Source organism: Pseudomonas shirazensis (assembly GCF_014268785.2).
GTDB classification, from domain to species: Bacteria; Pseudomonadota; Gammaproteobacteria; order Pseudomonadales; family Pseudomonadaceae; genus Aquipseudomonas; species Aquipseudomonas shirazensis.
The window spans coordinates 137,525-154,385 of sequence record NZ_JABWRD020000001.1 but is presented as its reverse complement, the minus strand read 5'-3'; the positions used below and the strand labels follow the sequence as shown (position 1 = coordinate 154,385).

Below are 16,861 nucleotides of genomic sequence, written 5' to 3'. Positions count from 1 at the left end.
CTGCATGCGCATTCTTATCGTCAACGTCAACACTACCGCAGCCATCACCGAGGCTATTGCCGAGCAGGCCCGCAGCGTCGCCGCGCCAGGCACCGAGATCGTCGGCCTGACGCCGTACTTTGGCGCCGAGTCGGTGGAGGGCAATTTCGAAAGTTATCTGGCGGCCATCGCCGTGATGGACCGCGTGCTGGCTTACGACCAGCCCTATGATGCGGTGATCCAGGCAGGCTACGGCGAGCATGGCCGCGAGGGGCTGCAGGAGTTGCTCGATGTGCCGGTAGTAGACATTACCGACGCCGCCGCCAGCACCGCCATGTACCTCGGCCACGCCTACTCGGTGGTAACCACCCTGGACCGCACCGTACCGCTGATCGAAGATCGCCTGAAACTCTCCGGGCTGTATGACCGCTGCGCCTCGGTGCGCGCCAGCGGCCTGGCGGTGCTGGAGCTTGAAGAGAACCCGCAACGGGCGGTGGACGCCATCGTCGAACAGGCCGAGCGCGCTGTGCGCGAAGACAAAGCCGAGGTGATCTGCCTCGGTTGCGGCGGCATGGCCGGCCTCGACGAGCAGATTCGCCAGCGCACCGGGGTGCCGGTGGTGGATGGTGTCAGCGCCGCGGTAACCATTGCCGAGTCGCTGGTGCGGCTTGGCCTGAGTACCTCCAAGGTACGCACCTACGCTACGCCGCGGGTGAAAAAGGTCGTCGGCTGGCCAATGCGCCTGGGCCGCTGATCATCCCTGCCCGGCTCAGGTCGGGCAGGCCTTGTTGCCACCATCCAGACCCTGACGCACGTTACGGCTGAGCATGCTCGCCTTGCCGTCGTGCCAGGTCAGGGTAATCACATACAGACTGTCGAAATCCTCGTTGTTCCAGTCCTCGGTGATGACTCGCTCGTCACCGAGGGCCTTGCCGGCCACGGCATTGATCAGATCAGGCAGGTAGCCGTGCGACCAGGCGGTGTATACGGTGGCGTTGCGGTACTTGTCGGTCAGCAACTCGTCGGCCAACTCGTCGTAGTCATTGGCGCCGAAGTCGATATTGACCGGCAGACCCAGACGAATGGCACTGGGGCTGATGGTCATCAGCGGGCGAATGTAGCTGTAGCGCTGGTCCTGGCTACCCTCTTCGACGTGCCGCGAGGGGTTGGCAGCGAAGACATAATCGGCATCGCCGAAACGCTCCGGCAGCACACTGGCCAACTCGATGGCCCGATTCAGACCCTGGCAATTCAGCTGGCCAAGACCTTCGCCAGGCTTCTCTGCGTGGCGCAGAAATACCAGAGTCTGGGTGCCATCGACTGGCTCTTCATGGTTGTGCACCACGGCATAGGTCAGGGGCACCAGGACTGCCGCAAACGCAGTGGCGAGGTAGAGACGGCGGCGTCGCAAGGACTGCAGCAACTTCATGGCGATGGACTCATCCGGCAAAAGAAGGAAGGCGTCCGTGCCTGCATTTCGTGATCATCTACACAGGCTGGCGAGCCAGCCGTGCATACGGGATCATCTTGACCTAGAAATGTGAACGAAATTCATTCGCCGGGGCAAACTTGCCGGGTGAAGTTGTTACAGTTTCAGTCGTCGCGGGTCAGCACTTCGAGCAATTCGATCTCGAAAGTCAGGTCGGAATTGACCGGAATCGCGCCGACGCTGCGCTCGCCGTAGGCCAGGTGCGCCGGCACCTGCAGCTTGCGCTTGCCGCCGACACGCATGCCCATCAAACCCTGATCCCAACCCTTGATCACACGGCCGCTGCCGATCACGCACTGGAACGGCTTACCGCGCGACCAGGACGAATCAAACTCGCTGCCATCGGCCAGCCAGCCGGTGTACTGGGTGGTGATCAATGCGCCCTTGACCACAGCCTTGCCGTCGCCTTCGAGCAGGTCGGTGATCTGTAATTCGTTGTTCATGAAGCTCCTTGGGATAGCTGCCGCTGCACTCAGATGAACACGCTGCCCTTGAGGTACAGCGCGCCGTGGCCGCTGATGATAACCCGGCCGTTGCCCAGCACCTCACAGTGCAACTGGCCTTTGCGCGCACCGCCCTGCTCGCAGCGCAGGCTGCTTTGGTCCAGACGCTGCGCCCAGTACGGTGCCAGCGAAGTGTGCGCCGACCCGGTCACCGGATCTTCGTTGACGCCCACCCGAGGGCCGAACCAGCGGGTAACGAAGTCAAAACCGCGGCCCGGCGCAGTCACCGCAATACCGCGCACATCGAAGGCTGCCAACGCGGCGAAGTCCGGGCGCAGGGTCTCGATCAACGACACGTCGTCAATCGCCACCAGGTAGTCATCGCTGCGGTACACCTCACGCGCGCTGTCCAGACCGAGCGCCTCCAGCAAGCCTGGCGGGGTCGTTACCGGCTGCGGCTGCTTGGCCGGAAAGTCCATTTCCAGCATGCCGTCAGTGCCACGGCTGACCCGCAGCTCGCCGCTGCGGGTACTGAAGCGCAGCACCTCAGTCTGCTCGCCAAGTTGCTCGAACAACACCCAGGCCGAGGCCAGGGTGGCGTGCCCGCACAGGTCGACTTCCACCGCCGGGGTAAACCACCGCAGCTGGTAGCCGGCGCCTTGCTTGACGAAGTAGGCAGTCTCGGAAAGGTTGTTCTCTTCGGCGATGCGCTGCAGTGTGGCATCGTCCAGCCACTGCTCCAGCGGGATCACGGCTGCCGCGTTACCGCCGAAAGGTTTGCTGGAAAAAGCGTCTACCTGAAAGATCTCGAGTTGCATGCAATAAGCTCCACTGTCCATGACTGGCTTGGTAGAAAATTCAGCCGCGAACGGGGGTCAGCACCGATTCGCCAGCAAAAAACGCCTGCAAATTGCGCAGCACCAGGGTCACCGTATCGCGTGCGGCCTCGGGCGACTGCCCGGCCACATGCGGGGTCAGCACGGTGTTGCCGAGTGCCTTGAGGGCGTCGGGTACGTTGGGTTCGTCGTCGAATACATCGAGTGCCGCGCCAGCGATACAGCCCTGCTCCAGCGCCTCGAGCAAGGCGGCGCTGTCGACCACACTAGCGCGGGCGATATTGATCAGGTAGCCCTCTGCACCGAGTGCTTTGAGCACATCGGCGTCGACCAGATGCTGGGTCGCAGCGCCGCCGGGTGTAGCAATCACCAGGACGTCGACCGCATCGGCCAGACGCAGCGGGCTGTCGTACCAGGTGTAGGCAAGTTCTTTACGCGGTGTACGGCTGTGGTAGCTGACGGGCATGTCGAAGCCCAGCGACGCGCGCTTGGCAATCGCCTGGCCAACAGCACCGAGGCCGATGATGCCCAGGCGCTTGCCCGACACCGACGGGCTGATCACCCGGTTCCATTCACCGCGGCGAGTGCTTGCGTCAGCGTTGGGGATGTTGCGCAACAAGGCCAGCAGCAGGGCCAGGCAGTGATCGGCGACTGCTGCAGCGTTGGCGCCGGCGCCGTTGGTGACGGTAATGGCACGAGCTGCAGCGGCGGTCAGATCGACCTGTTCATAGCCGGCACCGATCACACAGATGATCTGCAAGTTCGGCAGCGCCTGAATCTCGCTGGCAGTCAGACCAAGTGGGCCGCGGGTGAGCACCGCGTCGATTTCATCGGCATGCTGAGCGATGGCCGCAGCGCGCAGCTGCGCATTCGGCGCACGAATCAGTCGATAGCCCGCCTGCTCCAGCAGCGGCAGGTAATCGTCGACGGTTTCAACCAGTACCAGGACTGTTTTGCTCATGCACCCTCCGGCTCTATGCGAGGAGGGATTATGCGGGGTCAGGGGCAAGTACAGTCAATCGAAGAATTGCCCTTCAACTGTACTGTACCGGCCCTGGTAGAGAGGTGCTGCAGATGCTTATTGCGCGAAGGCGCGACCCAGGCCACCCGGCACACCGCTGCTGTCGGTTTCCTGCCATGGACCTTCTGGGCTCAGCGACCAGCTCCAGCCGCCGTCATAGCGGTAATAGGTGCGCTGACGGTAGAAGGTGTTGGGTTTTTTCTCCAGCACATACACGCCCATTTTCGGGTCCCAATGGCTGGCACCACCTGGCGGTGGGGCGAAGCTGGCCGAAGTGCGCGGCATGGCCTTCGGCGCTGCGGTTGGCTTGCTCGGTTGCGTACCCGGCTTGCTACCCGGCAATGGCGTGACCGCCGGCCCTTGGCGCGGCGGCACGCCTTCGACCGGTGGCAGCGGCTGCTGGACCGGCTCGCGCACCGTACACGCAGACAGACCCAGGGCCAGGGTGATCAGGGTCAAGCGGACGGCATGCTTCATGGTGGGCTCTCTTATTGGTCAGGGCTGTCGATTGTCAGGTGCAGAGTGCCCGGCGTGCGATTGCTCATCGGCGCGCTCTGGCCGATCCATTCGCCTTGAGTCGGCTGGCCTGCGCGGGACACCCGTGCAACCAGTTGGACTTCGGCAAAATCGGACAGTTTCATCTGCTCCACCATGGCATCAGCGTCTGACAGTTCAACTTCGATCGGCAGCTGGCCCACCGTCACCCGCTTGGCCGCCAACGGCATCGGCGGGCCGCTTTTGGCGCGGGCGAAGATGAACACCGTGTCGCTCGGCTGAACCTTGCCCTGCAGCGCTGTGGCCAGCTCGACCCGTACCTGCAAGCGCGCGGGCGATACAGCTGGTGCGGCCGCTTTGCCTGGCGCGCCGCTGAGCTTGTCGGCGGCGCGATCGATACCGCCCTGCAACGCGGCGCGCGAGGCATCACCCTCAGGCAATTGCGCCAGCAGGCGCTGCCAGTAGTCGATGGCCTCCTGATAGCGTTCGCCTTCGAACGCGGCGATGCCGCGCAGGCCGAGGCTGGTGACTTCCTTGGGGTCAGCCTTGAGCGCTTCGTCGGTAAGCTCCTGCAGCTGTGCGCTCCATTGTTTGTCGGCAGCAAAGTACAGCGCCTGGGCCCACTGCCCGAGCAGCTCTGGCTGGCGACCAGCGAGGGCAACGGCACGCTCGAAGATCTTCGCTGCGTCAGCCGGGCGCTGGTCGGCCATGTATGCGCGACCGAGGAAGTACAAACCTTCAGCTGAATCCGGCTGGGCCTGCACGGCGCGCTCGAGGCGGCTGGTCATCTCGTCCATGGTCTTTGGCGCCTGAGCAAACTCACGGGTCAGCTCGACCTTGTCCGCAGCACCAAAATGCAGATACAGCCCCACCGCCATCACCGGCACCAGCAACGCTGCCAACAGCGGTACCGCCCGCCCCAGATGAGCTTGGCGCGGTTCGCCGGCGCCTTCGGTATCGGCCAGCAGTTCCCGCGCGGCTTCATCACGGCCGCTGGCCAGTTGCTCGGCATCGAGTACGCCGGCAGCCTGCTGCGCGCTCAATTCGGCGACACGTTCCTGATACAGCGCCACATTCAGGGCGGTACGGTCTTGTTCCTGCTGGCGGCCACGGCCACGCAGGATCGGGATCAGCAGAAAGCCGAGGGCGGCGAGCAACAACAGGCCCGCGCCAAGCCAGAATTCAGTCATGGGTAGCTTCTTTATCCAACAGTTTGGCGAGACGTTCGCGTTCTTCCACCGACAGCTGCGCGCTGCCGCTTGCCAGCGGCTGCCGGCGCCGGCGGACAATCACCGCCAGCATGACAAAGCCCCCCGCCAGCAGAATTGCCGGGCCGAACCAGAGCAGCCAGGTGCGCCCGCTCAAGGCCGGTTTGTAACGGACGAAGTCGCCATAGCGATCAACCATGAAGGCAACGATCTGCTGATTGCTCTGGCCTTCGCCGAGCATGCGGAAGATCTCCCGACGCAGGTCGGCGGCAATCGGCGCATTGGAGTCAGCGATGTCCTGGTTCTGGCACTTGGGGCAGCGCAGCTCCTTGGTCAGTTGCTGATAGCGCTCGCGCTCGGCGTCGTCACGAAACTGATAGGTGTCGATCGCGGCCTTTGCCACGCTCACCAGGCTCAGGCCGAGCACGGCTGCTGCCAACCAGCGCTTCATGGCTTGGCCTCATCGACCAGGCCCTGGTACAGCGGCGCCAGCTGCTCGCGCCAGACCGTGGCATCGACAATACCGACGTGCTTGTAGCGGATGATGCCCTTGGCATCGATCAGAAAGGTCTCCGGCGCACCATACACACCAAGGTCCAGACCCAGAGTGCCCTGCTCGTCGCGGATATCCAGCTGATACGGATTGTGGAACTCGGCGAGCCACTTCAACGCCGCAGCGTTATCGTCCTTGTAGTTGACGCCATGGATGACCACGCCCTGCTCGGCCAGCTTGTTCAGGTAAGGATGCTCAACCTTGCACGACGGGCACCAGGTGGCCCACACGTTGACCAGCGCCGGCCGGCCGAGCAGATCGGCCTGGGTCAGGCTGCGGTCGCCTTGGGTGGAGGCCAGCGAGAAGGCCGGGAATGGCTTGCCTATCATCGCCGACGGCAGCTCATCGGGCTTAAGGAACAAGCCCTTGTAGAGAAACACTGCCATCAGCAGAAACACCGCCAACGGCAGGACCATCATCCAACGCTTCATGCAGTTGCTCCAGTCGCGCCGAGGGCTTCACGCACGCGGCTCTTGACCTTGACCCGGTAACGCCGGTCGAAGGCTGCCAGTAGCCCGCCCAGGCCGGTCAGCAGACCGCCCAGCCAGATCCAGCGAACATACGGTTTGATGTGCACGCGCACGGCCCAGGCGCCGTTTTCCAGCGGCTCGCCGAGGGCCACGTAGAGGTCACGGGTGAAACCGGCATCGATCCCGGCCTCGGTCATCATCGACTGCTGCACGGTGTACAGACGCTTCTCGGGGTGCAGCACGCTGACCTCGCGACCGTCCTTGGAAACCCGCACGGTGCCACGGTCGGAGATGAAGTTTGGCCCTTCGAAGTGCTTGGCGCCTTCGAACAGGAAGTGATAGCCGCCAAGCTCGACCGTCTCGCCCGGTGCCATGCGCAGGTCGCGCTCGGCGCTGTTGTTGCTCGACAGCACCACGCCCAGGGCGCACACAGCCAGGCCCAGATGCGCGACCTGCATGCCCCAATAGCTGCGGGACAGGCCGCGCACGCCCTTGCCCAGGCCTTTGTGGCGGGTCTTGTCGAAGATGTCGCGCAGGCCGGCGAGCACTACCCACGCCGCCAGGGCAAAGGTCGCCAGCGCCGGCCAGTCGAAGTCATCGGCAATCAGCCCGGCAATCGGCGCCAGAATTGCGCTGCCAATCAATACCGGTGTGAGCATGCCAGCCAGCCATTTGCCCGGCGTGTCCTTCCAGCGCACCAGCACGCCGATCCCGAGCACCACCATCAGCAATGCCATCAACGGCAGGAACAGCGCATCGAAATACGGCGGGCCGACCGACAGTTTGGCCCCGGTCAGGGAATCGAGCACCAGCGGGTACAGCGTACCCAGCAGAATCATCGATGCAGCCACCACCAGCACCAGGTTGTTGGCCAGCAGCAAGGTCTCCCGCGACCACAGGGCAAAGCCGACCTGGCTTTTCACCACCGGCGCGCGCAGGGCGAACAGGGTCAGCGAGCCCCCCACCACGAACAGCAGGAAGATCAGGATGAATACACCGCGCTCCGGGTCGGCGGCAAAGGCATGCACCGAGGTCAGCACGCCGGAGCGCACCAGGAAGGTGCCGAGCAGGCTCAACGAGAATGCGGCGATCGCCAGCAATACCGTCCAGCTCTTGAATACGCCGCGTTTTTCCGTGACGGCCAGCGAGTGGATCAGGGCGGTGCCCACCAGCCAGGGCATGAACGAGGCGTTTTCGACCGGGTCCCAGAACCACCAGCCACCCCAGCCAAGTTCGTAGTACGCCCACCACGAGCCCAGGGTGATACCAACCCCGAGGAAGGCCCAGGCGACGATGGTCCATGGCCGCGACCAGCGCGCCCAGGCGGCATCCAGGCGGCCACCGAGCAAGGCAGCGATAGCGAAGGCGAAAGCCACCGAGAAGCCGACGTAGCCCATGTACAGCATCGGCGGATGGACGATCAGGCCAAAGTCCTGCAGCAGCGGGTTGAGGTCACGGCCGTTGCCCGGCACCTGCGGCAACAGGCGCTGGAACGGGTTGGAGGTGACGATCAGGAAGGACAAGAAGCCCACGCTGATCATGCCCATCACCGCCAGTACGCGGGCGAGCATGACTTGTGGCAACTGGCGCGAGAACACCGACACGGCGAAGGTCCAGCCGCCCAGAATCAATGCCCACAGCAGCAACGAGCCTTCATGCGCGCCCCACACTGCGCTGAATTTGTAGTACCACGGCAACGCGGTATTGGAGTTGCTGGCAACGTACGCTACCGAGAAATTGTCGGTCATGAACGCATGGGTGAGGCAGCCGAACGCAAACACCAGAAAAGCGAACTGTCCCCAGGCCGCAGGTCGCGCCAGACTCATCCACAGACTGTCGCCGCGCCAGGCGCCGAGCAGCGGCACGCTTGCCTGAACCACGGCGAAACAGATCGCCAGGATCATCGCCAACTGACCCAGTTCGGGCACTACCAGGGCAGCATTCATGGCTTCTGCTCCGCGCCGCTGGCCGCCTGGCCGCTTTCCTTGAGTGCTTTGGTCACCTCAGGCGGCATGTACTTTTCATCGTGCTTGGCCAGCACTTCATCCGCCACGACCACGCCATCGGCATTGAGCTTGCCCAAGGCAACGATGCCCTGCCCTTCGCGGAACAGGTCCGGCAGGATGCCGCGATAGGTGATCGGCACCGACTTGTTGAAATCGGTGACCACGAACCGTACGTCGAGCGAGTCAGCCGAGCGCTGCACAGATCCCTTCTCGACCATGCCACCGGCGCGAATGCGCGTGTCCAGCGGCGCTTCGCCGGTGGCGATCTGGGTCGGGGTGTAGAACAGGTTGATGTTCTGCTGCAGGGCACTCAGGGCAAAGCCTACGGCGACGCCGACCCCGACCAGCAAGGCACCGATGAGCAACAGGCGTTTCTTGCGCTGCGGATTCACTGATTGTTCTCCCGGCGCAGACGACGCGCCTCTTCTTGCAGATAACGACGGCGGGCCAACAGCGGTGCGGCGACATTGAGCGCCAGCACTGCCAGGCAGATGCCGTAGGCCGACCATACGTACAAGCCGTGGTGGCCCATGGCGAGAAACTCGCTGAACGAGGCAAAACTCACGATGCTGCCCTCCGCCCCAGGCTGTTCAGCACTTCTTCACGAACCCAGCTGGCGCGGGCTTCGCGCTTGAGCACTTCAAGACGCATGCGCAACAGCAGCACAGCGCCGAAGAAGCAGTAGAAGCCAAGCCCGGTGAGCAGCAGCGGCAGCCACATCTCTGCGGGCATCGCCGGCTTTTCGGTGAGGGTGAAAGTCGCGCCCTGGTGCAGGGTGTTCCACCACTCCACCGAGTACTTGATGATCGGGATGTTGATCACGCCCACGATCGCCAGCACCGCACAGGCTTTGGCCGAGCTGTCACGATTACTGATCGCCTGGCCCAGCGCAATGATGCCGAAGTACAGAAAAAGCAGGATCAGCATCGACGTTAGGCGCGCATCCCAGACCCACCAGCTACCCCAGGTCGGCTTGCCCCAGATGGCCCCGGTGACCAGCGCTACGGCGGTCATCCAGGCGCCAATGGGAGCCGCGCACTGCAGAGCGACATCGGCGATCTTCATTTTCCACACCAGCCCGACCACACCGGCCACCGCCAGCAGCACATAGCAGGACTGCGCGAGCATGGCCGCCGGCACATGGATATAGATGATGCGGAAGCTGTTGCCCTGCTGATAGTCCTGCGGCGCAAAGGCCAGGCCCCAGACCATGCCGACTGTCAGCAACAGCACGGCGGCCACTGTCAGCCAGGGCAGCATGCGCCCGCTGATGGCGTAGAACCATTTGGGCGAGCCGAGCTTGTGGAACCACGTCCAGCTTATTTTCATCAGGTACATCCGGTCTTGGCTGGGCCTTGAGCATTCTGCCGTAGGCCCAGATCTCGTTATTCGCCGACGCTGATCTTCAGGCCGGCCGCTATCGCAAAGGGTGCCAGGGTCACAGCCAGGGCAGTCAGGCTGGCCAGCCACAACAGGTGGCCAGTGGCGGGCATATTTTGCAACGCCGCTTGCAAGGCGCCACTGCCCAGGATCAATACTGGGATATACAACGGCAAAATCAGTAGCGCCAGTAACAAACCACCGCGCTTGAGGCCCACGGTCAGCGCGGCGCCCACTGCACCGAGCAGGCTCAGCACCGGCGTGCCCAGCAGCAGCGAGGCCAGCAGCACCGGCAGGCAGCTCGCCGGCAGGCCCAGCATCAGCGCCAGCAGCGGCGCCAACAATACCAGCGCCAGCCCGGAAAAGATCCAATGCGCCAGCACCTTGGCCAGCACCAGCAGCGCCAGCGGATGCGGCGACAGCACCCATTGCTCGAGCGAGCCGTCCTCAAAATCGCTGCGAAACAAGCCGTCCAGCGACAGCAGTACCGCAAGCAGCGCGGCTACCCAGACCAGGCCAGGCGACAAGGTTTGCAACAATTGCGTCTCGGGGCCGACGGCAAGGGGGAACAACGCCACCACAATGGCGAAAAACACCAAAGGGTTGGCCAGCTCGGCCGGGCGGCGGAACAGCAGGCGCGCTTCGCGGCGCAACAACAGGACGAATACACTCATGCGGCCCACTGCCCCACATTCAGTTCACGGTAGCCGGCAGGCTTGAGCGTGAGGCTGTGGTGCGTGGTCAGCACCACTGTGCCGCCCGCCTCGCAGTGCGCCGCCAGGTGCGCTTCCAGCTGAGCCACGCCCTGTTTGTCGAGGGCGGTGAACGGCTCATCGAGAATCCACAGTGGCGGCCCGGCCAGGTACAGCCGGGCCAGCGCCACCCGCCGCTGCTGGCCGGCAGACAGGGTGTGGCAGGGCACATCTTCAAAACCTCGCAGGCCGACTGCGGCCAGGGCCTGCCAGATCGCCTCGACACTGGCCGGCTGATGCAGCGCGCAGAGCCAGGCGAGGTTCTCTTCGGCCGTGAGCAAATCCTTGATACCCGCCGCATGACCGATCCACAGCAGGATGCTGGCCAGTGCCTGCGGCTGCTCGGCCAATGGCTGGCCATTGAGCTGGATCTGCCCGGCGGTGGGCTGCATCAGCCCGGCCAACAGCCGCAGCAGGCTGGTCTTGCCGCTGCCGTTGGGGCCGCTGATCTGCAGCATGTCGCCTGGGCCCAGCTGAAAATCCAGGTGTTCAAACAGCAGGCGCCAGTCGCGCTCGCACGCCAGGCCGGTGGCTCGAAGGTCAAGGGTCACGGTACCGCCTTATTCTGTGTGGAGCCTGAGTCTCAAGTCGCCCCCTGGCCTGCCGTTATACTGACAGTGGTGGGCGACGTGGCAGGCATTATTACACGCGCCGCCGCGCTGCCAAGAGGGCTGCTTTGACAGGTTGTATACAATCATGACTGAAATCAATAGTCTCGGCGCACAAAGCGCAATCGCCCCGCAGGTAGCCAAGGCTGCCATGACCGGCGAACTGCTGCGCCTGCTGCAACCGCAGCCCGGGCTGATCGCGCCCGGCGAGACTGCCAAGGCCGAGGTCATGTCGCTGCGCCAGCTTGGCGTCGACTTTCAGTTGCTGCTGCGCCTGACTGCCGCCAACGGTACTCAGACCCAGGTCCAGACCACCGCCAGCCAACCATTGGCGCCGGGCAGCCAGCTGCTGCTGAGCCAGGCCGACAGCAATCGCCTGGCAGTCATGGTGCAGCAGGCCAACGCCAACAATGTCACCACCCTCACCCGCCTCGACACCAGCCAGGTGCCGATCGGTACTCTGCTGCAGGGCAAGGTCCTGAGCAACCAGGCATTGCCTGTCAACCCCGGTGAAACTGCCAGTTTTCGCGCGTTGGTCAGCCTGCTCAACAGCAGCCAGGCCGGCGCCACCCTGAGTATCGACAGCCCGCGCCCGTTGCCGGTGGGCAGCCTGCTCAGCGCTTTGGTGCAGGGCGACCAGTCACTGCGCTTCGTGCCGTTGAGCGGGCGTCAGGATCAGTTGCTGATCAGCCAGCAACTGGCCAACCAGCAGGCTCGGCAAGCTTCGCTGCCCGGTGTGCTCAGCGCATTGCAGCAGCTCGCCAGCGATCCCGACACGGGCAGCCAACTGCGCGCCAGCGCCGAGCGCCTGCTGGCCAGCCTGCCGGATGCGCGCCAGCTCAGCGATCCCAAAGGCGTGGCGCAGGCATTGAGCAACAGTGGTGGTTTTCTTGAGGCGAAGCTGTTGGCCGGTTTGCCTGCGGGTATCGCCCCAGACCTCAAAGCGCAGTTGATCAGGCTGGTTGCGCAGGCGCTGCCGAACGCCACCAGCCCCATGAGCAACCCCACCGTTGCAGCCAATGCCTTGGCGCAGGTGATGCCCGGCTTCGCCCGCAGTGCACTGGGCATGCTTGACCGGGTCAGCCCCCGACCGCAACCAGGCAGTTTCCCACTACCGTCACGGTTGCTGCAGAGCCTGGAGCAGGAAGGCGATCTGGAGCAACTGCTGCGTCTGGCTGCGGCTGCCGTGTCGCGCTTGCAGAGCCACGCCCTGAGCAGCCTGCAACAGACCGGTGTGAGCGAAAACGGTAACCTGCAGACCACCTGGCAGGCCGAAATCCCGATCCGCCACGGCCAGGAGTTCATCCCTTTGCAAGCCAAGCTGCAGCGCGAAGAAACCCCGCAGCAGCAGGCTGACGGCCAGCGCGAGCAACGCGATCCGCTCGAGTCGTTGTGGCGCATCGAACTGGCCTTCGACCTGCCGCCGCTCGGCCCGTTGCAGGTGCAGGCGCAGCTCAGTCAGGGCCGCTTGTCCGGGCAATTGTGGGCGGAGCTTGCGCAGACCGCGCAATTGATCGACAGCCAACTGGGCAGCTTGCGCACACGCCTGCTTGACCGTGGCCTCGAAGTCGGTGACCTGCAATGCCATGCCGGCACGCCGCCACAAGGTCCGAAAACACGTGTCGAACAACGCTGGGTGGATGAGACCGCATGAGTGACAAGCAATCACGTCAGGCCATTGCCCTCAGCTATGACGGTCAACAGGCACCGACACTGAGCGCAAAAGGTGAAGATGAGCTAGCTGAGGCGATCCTGACCATTGCCCGCGAGCACGAAGTGCCCATCTACGAGAATGCCGAGCTAGTGCGCCTGCTGGCCCGCCTGGAGCTGGGTGATCAGATTCCCGAGGCGCTGTACCTGACCATTGCCGAAATCATTGCGTTTGCCTGGCAGTTGCGCGGCAAGGTCCCGGTCGGGTTTGCCGAGGCTGATGCGACGCCGCGCGACATCACGCCCGCCAGCGTCCTGCTGGCGCCCCCGCAGTCTTGATTGACAACAGTTGCCTGGCACGTGCTGCGTGGCAGGGCCCAGATTGCTGGCCCCCGCCACGCAACTTCAGTTACCGCGATGCAATTTGCGCATCAGCTCCGCCTCGGCTTGGGTCAGGCCACAGGTCTGGGTCAGCTCGCTGACACTGGCGCCCATGCCAACCAGCTTGGCCGCCTGGGAAAAGGTCACATCGTTGGGATCACGCTGCTCCAGTTGCTGCAGCTTGTCCGGCAGCGGCGCAACCACTGCACGCAACTCATGGATTGCCTCGCCCATGCGCACGGTGCCGTTCTGATAGTCGTCCACCCGCTTGGCCAGCTCCTTGATGCGTTGATCACGCACGGCATCGCCCTGGGCCTGCTGCGTTGCCAGCTCTTGCTGGTGCTTGCGGTATTTGAGGAAAAACCACAGGCTCAGCGCCCAAAGCAGCGCCAGGAAAACGACAGCAGCTTCGAAAATCAACTCAGATGTTCTCCAGCTCGGACCATTCTTCTTCGGTCATCATCTTGTCCAGCTCGACCAGGATCAACAGCTCGCCATTCTTGTTGCACACGCCCTGGATGAACTTGGCCGACTCTTCGTTACCCACGTTCGGCGCGGTTTCGATTTCCGACTGCCGCAGGTAAACCACTTCGGCAACGCTGTCGACCAGAATGCCGACCACTTGCTTGTCGGCTTCGATGATCACCACACGAGTATTGTCGGTGACCTCGGTCGGCACCAGGCCAAAGCGCTGGCGGGTGTCGATCACGGTGACGACGTTGCCGCGCAGGTTGATGATGCCCAGCACATAGCTCGGCGCACCCGGCACTGGCGCGATCTCGGTGTAACGCAGAACTTCCTGCACCTGCATGACGTTGATGCCGTAGGACTCGTTGTCCAGACGGAAGGTAACCCACTGCAGAATCGGATCTTCAGAACCCTGTGCGGACGACTTTTTCATTCCCCTACCCTCAAATGCCGCCAGCGGCGGTGTGCTCGGTGCGGCCGTGGCCGCGAATTATTGGTGTTTGGCGTGCATCTGCTTGACGGCGCCGCTGGCGATCAACTCGGCCAGTTCAGCGACGTCGAGCAACGCACACATGTGTTCGATGACCGTGCCGGCCAGCCAGGGCCGCTGCCCGCGCTGACTACGCCACTTGATCTCGTTGGGATCCAGGCGCAACGAGCGGCTGACCTGATGCACCGCCAGCCCCCATTCGTAGCCCTGCACTGAAATCACGTACTGCAAGCCCTCACGGAAGTCGTCGCGATAGCGATCGGGCATCACCCAACGCGCCGTATCGAGCACCTTGAGGTTGCCTGCCTGGCAGGTAAGGATGCCCAGGAACCAGTCCGGCTGACCGAACAATGGGGTCAGCTCCTGCCCGGCCAGGGTGTAAATCGAACCCAGGCACACCAGCGGCACCGCGAGGGTCAGCCCGGCTACATCGAACAACAGGCATTCGAACGGCTCCGCAGCCCAGGCCGGACGACCATCGCTGGTCGCAGGCGGCGTCGGCACATTGGCTGCCGGCAAGTGCACTTCGACCAACGGCGCGACCGGCTCAGGCGCTTCGACCTCGGTCAGCAACGGAATGCTCGCCTCAGCCACCACCGTAGTCTCGACAACGCTGAGCAGCGGTTCTGGCGCTGCCACAGCGGGTGCCAGCACGGTCGGCAGCAGCTTGGCCTGCGGCTCGGCAAACGGCCTGGCGCCAGCTACGTCGACAACAGCAGCCTTGCGCTGGGCATCACGTGCCTGCTCTTCGCGCACGGCGGCTTCGAAGTCGCTGCTTGGCGCCTCCTCGACCACTACTGCTGGCAGGTCAAGGTCGAGGGGCTCGGTAGCCTCCTGCAACAGGCCATCGAGGTAACTCTGCAAGGCCAGTTGCGGTTTGCTGGCAAGCTGTTGCGCGTGTTTCATCAGGCCACCTGCAATGCGGGTTTGTAGGTGAGCATATGTTTGAGCAAGGCCCGATAGGCCACAACGCCGCGGCTCTTGCCATCGAACTGCGATGGCGTGACCCCGGCCCGGCTGGCATCGCGCAGACGCGTGTCGACCGGGATATAGCCCTGCCAGACGCTGTCGGCATAGGTATCACGCAGCACCTTGAGGGTGCCCAGTGATGCCTGGGTGCGACGGTCGAACAGGGTCGGCACGATCTGATACGGCAGCGCCTGCTTGCGCGAGCGGTTGATCATCGCCAAGGTGCCGACCATGCGCTCAAGGCCTTTGACGGCGAGGAACTCGGTCTGCACCGGGATCACCAACTGCTGGCTGGCCGCCAACGCGTTAACCATCAGCACGCCGAGCAACGGCGGGCTGTCGATCAGGGCAAAGTCGAAATCCTGCCACAGCTGCGCCAGACTCTTGGCGATCACCAGGCCCAGGCCACTCTGGCCCGGCGACTGCCGCTCGAGCACCGCCAGCGCTGTGCTCGACGGCAGCAACGAGATACGTTCGTGGCTGGTCGGCAGCAGCAGCTGCCCCGGCAAGCCCTCGGGCACCGTGCCCTTGTGCAGGAACAGGTCGTAGCAGCTGTGCTCCAGCGCATCCGGGTTATGCCCGAAATAGCTGGTCATAGAGCCGTGCGGGTCGAGATCGACAACGACCACGCGCTTGCCCGCATCGGCCAGCAAGCCGGCCAGGGCTATGGTTGTGGTGGTCTTGCCGACGCCACCTTTTTGATTGGCTACTGCCCAGACTCTCATGGTGCGCTGCTTCCTCCCGGTATGGCCGCCTGCCCTCCCGGGAACGGTGTGAAATTCTGTGACGGGGATTTGACGGGGCTAGCCCCCTCCCGCCGCTACTGCGCTTGGCGGTGCACTTTGTGTGCCAGCCCGGCGCATCGCCGCATCCGGGGTCGCATTGGCGCTGCCGGTTGCGGTCAGGCTGCGGCGTACTTCCAGGTTGCGCGAAATCACCAGCACGACCCGTCGATTGCGCGCACGGCCCTCGGCCGTATCGTTGCTGGCGACCGGTTGATACTCGCCATAGCCGACCGAGGCCATGCGCCCGGGATTGACGCCGTTCATGGCCAACAGGCGGACGATACTGGCCGCACGCGAGGCCGACAGTTCCCAGTTGGTCGGGTACTGCGCAGTGCGGATCGGCAGGTTGTCGGTAAAGCCCTCGACGTGCACCGGGTTGGCGAACGGCTTGAGGATATTCGCCACCTTCTCGATGATCGCGAATGCAGCGTCGCTGGGCATGGCATCGCCACTGCCAAACAACAGCGCCGAATTGAGCTCAACCTCGACCCACAGTTCGTTGCCGCGCACGGTCATCTGGTTGGAGCTGATCAAATCGCCGAAAGCGCTGCGCACATCATCGCTGATGGTCTGCAGCGGGTCGGCGCTGGTCTGGCCGAGGCCCGCGTCGGTCTGCTCGCTGTCTTTGATCAACGGCTCGGCTGGCTTGATGCTGAGCGGCTGTTCTTCGCCGATCGGGATGGCCCGCATGGCCCGCTCAGGGTCATTGAACACGCCGAGCAAGGCCTGCGAGACGACCTTGTACTTGCCCTCGTTGATCGAAGAGATCGAATACATGACCACGAAAAAGGCAAACAGGAGTGTAATGAAGTCGGCGTACGACACCAGCCAGCGCTCGTGATTCTCGGGTTCTTCGGTATGGCGACGGCGACGCATGG

The 16,861-nt window shown here is 63.7% G+C and carries 22 protein-coding genes; 3 read left to right on the top strand and 19 right to left on the bottom strand.

Going from position 1 to position 16,861, the window contains the following annotated elements:
* Window positions 1-4: 4 nt before the first annotated feature.
* Window positions 5-733 (top strand): aspartate/glutamate racemase family protein, encoded by a 729-nt coding sequence (locus HU736_RS00745; protein ID WP_101317942.1) that lies wholly within the window; start codon window positions 5-7, stop codon window positions 731-733.
* 15 nt (window positions 734-748) lie between these two features.
* Here HU736_RS00745 and HU736_RS00740 read toward each other — a convergent pair whose 3' ends face one another.
* The 14 genes from HU736_RS00740 to ccmA form a co-directional block, all read right to left on the bottom strand.
* A complete protein-coding gene (locus tag HU736_RS00740; RefSeq protein ID WP_103436678.1) occupies window positions 749-1,408 on the bottom strand; it encodes a histidine phosphatase family protein in 660 nt (219 codons plus the stop codon).
* A gap of 164 nt (window positions 1,409-1,572) precedes the next feature.
* Window positions 1,573-1,911 (bottom strand): FKBP-type peptidyl-prolyl cis-trans isomerase, encoded by a 339-nt coding sequence (locus tag HU736_RS00735; RefSeq protein ID WP_101317938.1) that lies wholly within the window; start codon window positions 1,909-1,911, stop codon window positions 1,573-1,575.
* A 29-nt stretch (window positions 1,912-1,940) separates the two neighbouring features.
* Window positions 1,941-2,729, bottom strand: a complete 789-nt coding sequence (locus tag HU736_RS00730; protein WP_103436677.1) for a PhzF family phenazine biosynthesis protein — start codon at window positions 2,727-2,729, stop codon at window positions 1,941-1,943.
* A 40-nt stretch (window positions 2,730-2,769) separates the two neighbouring features.
* Complete coding sequence (locus HU736_RS00725; protein WP_186698667.1) at window positions 2,770-3,708, bottom strand: 2-hydroxyacid dehydrogenase; 939 nt, start codon at window positions 3,706-3,708, stop codon at window positions 2,770-2,772.
* A 117-nt stretch (window positions 3,709-3,825) separates the two neighbouring features.
* Window positions 3,826-4,245 (bottom strand): hypothetical protein, encoded by a 420-nt coding sequence (locus tag HU736_RS00720; protein ID WP_181088107.1) that lies wholly within the window; start codon window positions 4,243-4,245, stop codon window positions 3,826-3,828.
* Between the two features lie 11 nt (window positions 4,246-4,256).
* Window positions 4,257-5,453, bottom strand: a complete 1,197-nt coding sequence (gene ccmI / locus HU736_RS00715) for a c-type cytochrome biogenesis protein CcmI (RefSeq protein WP_186698665.1) — start codon at window positions 5,451-5,453, stop codon at window positions 4,257-4,259.
* Window positions 5,446-5,922: a cytochrome c-type biogenesis protein gene (locus tag HU736_RS00710; RefSeq protein ID WP_103436673.1), complete on the bottom strand. Its 477-nt coding sequence runs from the start codon at window positions 5,920-5,922 to the stop codon at window positions 5,446-5,448. Before HU736_RS00710 ends, ccmI begins: the two co-directional genes overlap by 8 nt.
* Entirely contained in the window at window positions 5,919-6,455 is a 537-nt protein-coding gene (locus tag HU736_RS00705) for a DsbE family thiol:disulfide interchange protein (RefSeq protein WP_103436672.1), read from the bottom strand. The genes HU736_RS00710 and HU736_RS00705 overlap by 4 nt, the downstream gene beginning before the upstream one ends.
* Window positions 6,452-8,440 carry a heme lyase CcmF/NrfE family subunit gene (locus tag HU736_RS00700; protein ID WP_186698663.1) on the bottom strand — a complete coding sequence of 663 codons (1,989 nt, stop codon included), beginning with the start codon at window positions 8,438-8,440 and terminating at the stop codon, window positions 6,452-6,454. The genes HU736_RS00705 and HU736_RS00700 overlap by 4 nt, the downstream gene beginning before the upstream one ends.
* The gene (gene ccmE / locus HU736_RS00695) at window positions 8,437-8,892 is read right to left on the bottom strand and encodes a cytochrome c maturation protein CcmE (protein ID WP_103436670.1); all 456 of its coding nucleotides are present in this window, start codon (window positions 8,890-8,892) and stop codon (window positions 8,437-8,439) included. Before ccmE ends, HU736_RS00700 begins: the two co-directional genes overlap by 4 nt.
* A complete protein-coding gene (gene ccmD / locus HU736_RS00690; protein WP_101317919.1) occupies window positions 8,889-9,065 on the bottom strand; it encodes a heme exporter protein CcmD in 177 nt (58 codons plus the stop codon). The genes ccmE and ccmD overlap by 4 nt, the downstream gene beginning before the upstream one ends.
* A complete protein-coding gene (locus HU736_RS00685) occupies window positions 9,062-9,829 on the bottom strand; it encodes a heme ABC transporter permease (RefSeq protein WP_101317917.1) in 768 nt (255 codons plus the stop codon). Before HU736_RS00685 ends, ccmD begins: the two co-directional genes overlap by 4 nt.
* Window positions 9,830-9,885: 56 nt before the next feature.
* The gene (gene ccmB / locus HU736_RS00680) at window positions 9,886-10,554 is read right to left on the bottom strand and encodes a heme exporter protein CcmB (protein ID WP_101322971.1); all 669 of its coding nucleotides are present in this window, start codon (window positions 10,552-10,554) and stop codon (window positions 9,886-9,888) included.
* Complete coding sequence (gene ccmA, locus HU736_RS00675; RefSeq protein ID WP_101317915.1) at window positions 10,551-11,183, bottom strand: cytochrome c biogenesis heme-transporting ATPase CcmA; 633 nt, start codon at window positions 11,181-11,183, stop codon at window positions 10,551-10,553. The genes ccmB and ccmA overlap by 4 nt, the downstream gene beginning before the upstream one ends.
* Window positions 11,184-11,328: 145 nt before the next feature.
* On the opposite strand from ccmA, the gene fliK reads away from it, so the two are divergent.
* Both fliK and HU736_RS00665 read left to right on the top strand, forming a co-directional pair.
* Window positions 11,329-12,894 carry a flagellar hook-length control protein FliK gene (gene fliK / locus HU736_RS00670; protein ID WP_186698661.1) on the top strand — a complete coding sequence of 522 codons (1,566 nt, stop codon included), beginning with the start codon at window positions 11,329-11,331 and terminating at the stop codon, window positions 12,892-12,894.
* Window positions 12,891-13,229 (top strand): EscU/YscU/HrcU family type III secretion system export apparatus switch protein, encoded by a 339-nt coding sequence (locus tag HU736_RS00665; RefSeq protein ID WP_186698659.1) that lies wholly within the window; start codon window positions 12,891-12,893, stop codon window positions 13,227-13,229. Before fliK ends, HU736_RS00665 begins: the two co-directional genes overlap by 4 nt.
* Window positions 13,230-13,295: 66 nt before the next feature.
* Here HU736_RS00665 and HU736_RS00660 read toward each other — a convergent pair whose 3' ends face one another.
* The 5 genes from HU736_RS00660 to motD all read right to left on the bottom strand — a co-directional run bounded on the left by HU736_RS00660 (window position 13,296) and on the right by motD (window position 16,859).
* Complete coding sequence (locus HU736_RS00660; RefSeq protein ID WP_103436666.1) at window positions 13,296-13,691, bottom strand: DUF2802 domain-containing protein; 396 nt, start codon at window positions 13,689-13,691, stop codon at window positions 13,296-13,298.
* Between the two features lies 1 nt (window position 13,692).
* Entirely contained in the window at window positions 13,693-14,172 is a 480-nt protein-coding gene (locus HU736_RS00655) for a chemotaxis protein CheW (protein WP_101317903.1), read from the bottom strand.
* 57 nt (window positions 14,173-14,229) lie between these two features.
* The gene (locus HU736_RS00650) at window positions 14,230-15,135 is read right to left on the bottom strand and encodes a CheW domain-containing protein (RefSeq protein WP_186698657.1); all 906 of its coding nucleotides are present in this window, start codon (window positions 15,133-15,135) and stop codon (window positions 14,230-14,232) included.
* Window positions 15,135-15,923: a ParA family protein gene (locus tag HU736_RS00645; protein WP_101317899.1), complete on the bottom strand. Its 789-nt coding sequence runs from the start codon at window positions 15,921-15,923 to the stop codon at window positions 15,135-15,137. Before HU736_RS00645 ends, HU736_RS00650 begins: the two co-directional genes overlap by 1 nt.
* A gap of 78 nt (window positions 15,924-16,001) precedes the next feature.
* Window positions 16,002-16,859, bottom strand: coding sequence for a flagellar motor protein MotD (gene motD, locus HU736_RS00640; protein WP_101317897.1), 858 nt, complete (start codon window positions 16,857-16,859; stop codon window positions 16,002-16,004).
* Window positions 16,860-16,861: the final 2 nt, after the last annotated feature.

Coding starts and splice junctions, on each gene's coding strand:
- HU736_RS00745 (WP_101317942.1), top strand. CDS start 5: ATGCGCATTCTTATCGTCAACGTCAACACTACCGCAGCCATCACCGAG.
- HU736_RS00740 (WP_103436678.1), bottom strand. CDS start 1,408: ATGAAGTTGCTGCAGTCCTTGCGACGCCGCCGTCTCTACCTCGCCACT.
- HU736_RS00735 (WP_101317938.1), bottom strand. CDS start 1,911: ATGAACAACGAATTACAGATCACCGACCTGCTCGAAGGCGACGGCAAG.
- HU736_RS00730 (WP_103436677.1), bottom strand. CDS start 2,729: ATGCAACTCGAGATCTTTCAGGTAGACGCTTTTTCCAGCAAACCTTTC.
- HU736_RS00725 (WP_186698667.1), bottom strand. CDS start 3,708: ATGAGCAAAACAGTCCTGGTACTGGTTGAAACCGTCGACGATTACCTG.
- HU736_RS00720 (WP_181088107.1), bottom strand. CDS start 4,245: ATGAAGCATGCCGTCCGCTTGACCCTGATCACCCTGGCCCTGGGTCTG.
- ccmI (WP_186698665.1), bottom strand. CDS start 5,453: ATGACTGAATTCTGGCTTGGCGCGGGCCTGTTGTTGCTCGCCGCCCTC.
- HU736_RS00710 (WP_103436673.1), bottom strand. CDS start 5,922: ATGAAGCGCTGGTTGGCAGCAGCCGTGCTCGGCCTGAGCCTGGTGAGC.
- HU736_RS00705 (WP_103436672.1), bottom strand. CDS start 6,455: ATGAAGCGTTGGATGATGGTCCTGCCGTTGGCGGTGTTTCTGCTGATG.
- HU736_RS00700 (WP_186698663.1), bottom strand. CDS start 8,440: ATGAATGCTGCCCTGGTAGTGCCCGAACTGGGTCAGTTGGCGATGATC.
- HU736_RS00685 (WP_101317917.1), bottom strand. CDS start 9,829: ATGAAAATAAGCTGGACGTGGTTCCACAAGCTCGGCTCGCCCAAATGG.
- ccmB (WP_101322971.1), bottom strand. CDS start 10,554: ATGAGTGTATTCGTCCTGTTGTTGCGCCGCGAAGCGCGCCTGCTGTTC.
- fliK (WP_186698661.1), top strand. CDS start 11,329: ATGACTGAAATCAATAGTCTCGGCGCACAAAGCGCAATCGCCCCGCAG.
- HU736_RS00665 (WP_186698659.1), top strand. CDS start 12,891: ATGAGTGACAAGCAATCACGTCAGGCCATTGCCCTCAGCTATGACGGT.
- HU736_RS00655 (WP_101317903.1), bottom strand. CDS start 14,172: ATGAAAAAGTCGTCCGCACAGGGTTCTGAAGATCCGATTCTGCAGTGG.
- HU736_RS00650 (WP_186698657.1), bottom strand. CDS start 15,135: ATGAAACACGCGCAACAGCTTGCCAGCAAACCGCAACTGGCCTTGCAG.
- HU736_RS00645 (WP_101317899.1), bottom strand. CDS start 15,923: ATGAGAGTCTGGGCAGTAGCCAATCAAAAAGGTGGCGTCGGCAAGACC.
- motD (WP_101317897.1), bottom strand. CDS start 16,859: ATGCGTCGCCGTCGCCATACCGAAGAACCCGAGAATCACGAGCGCTGG.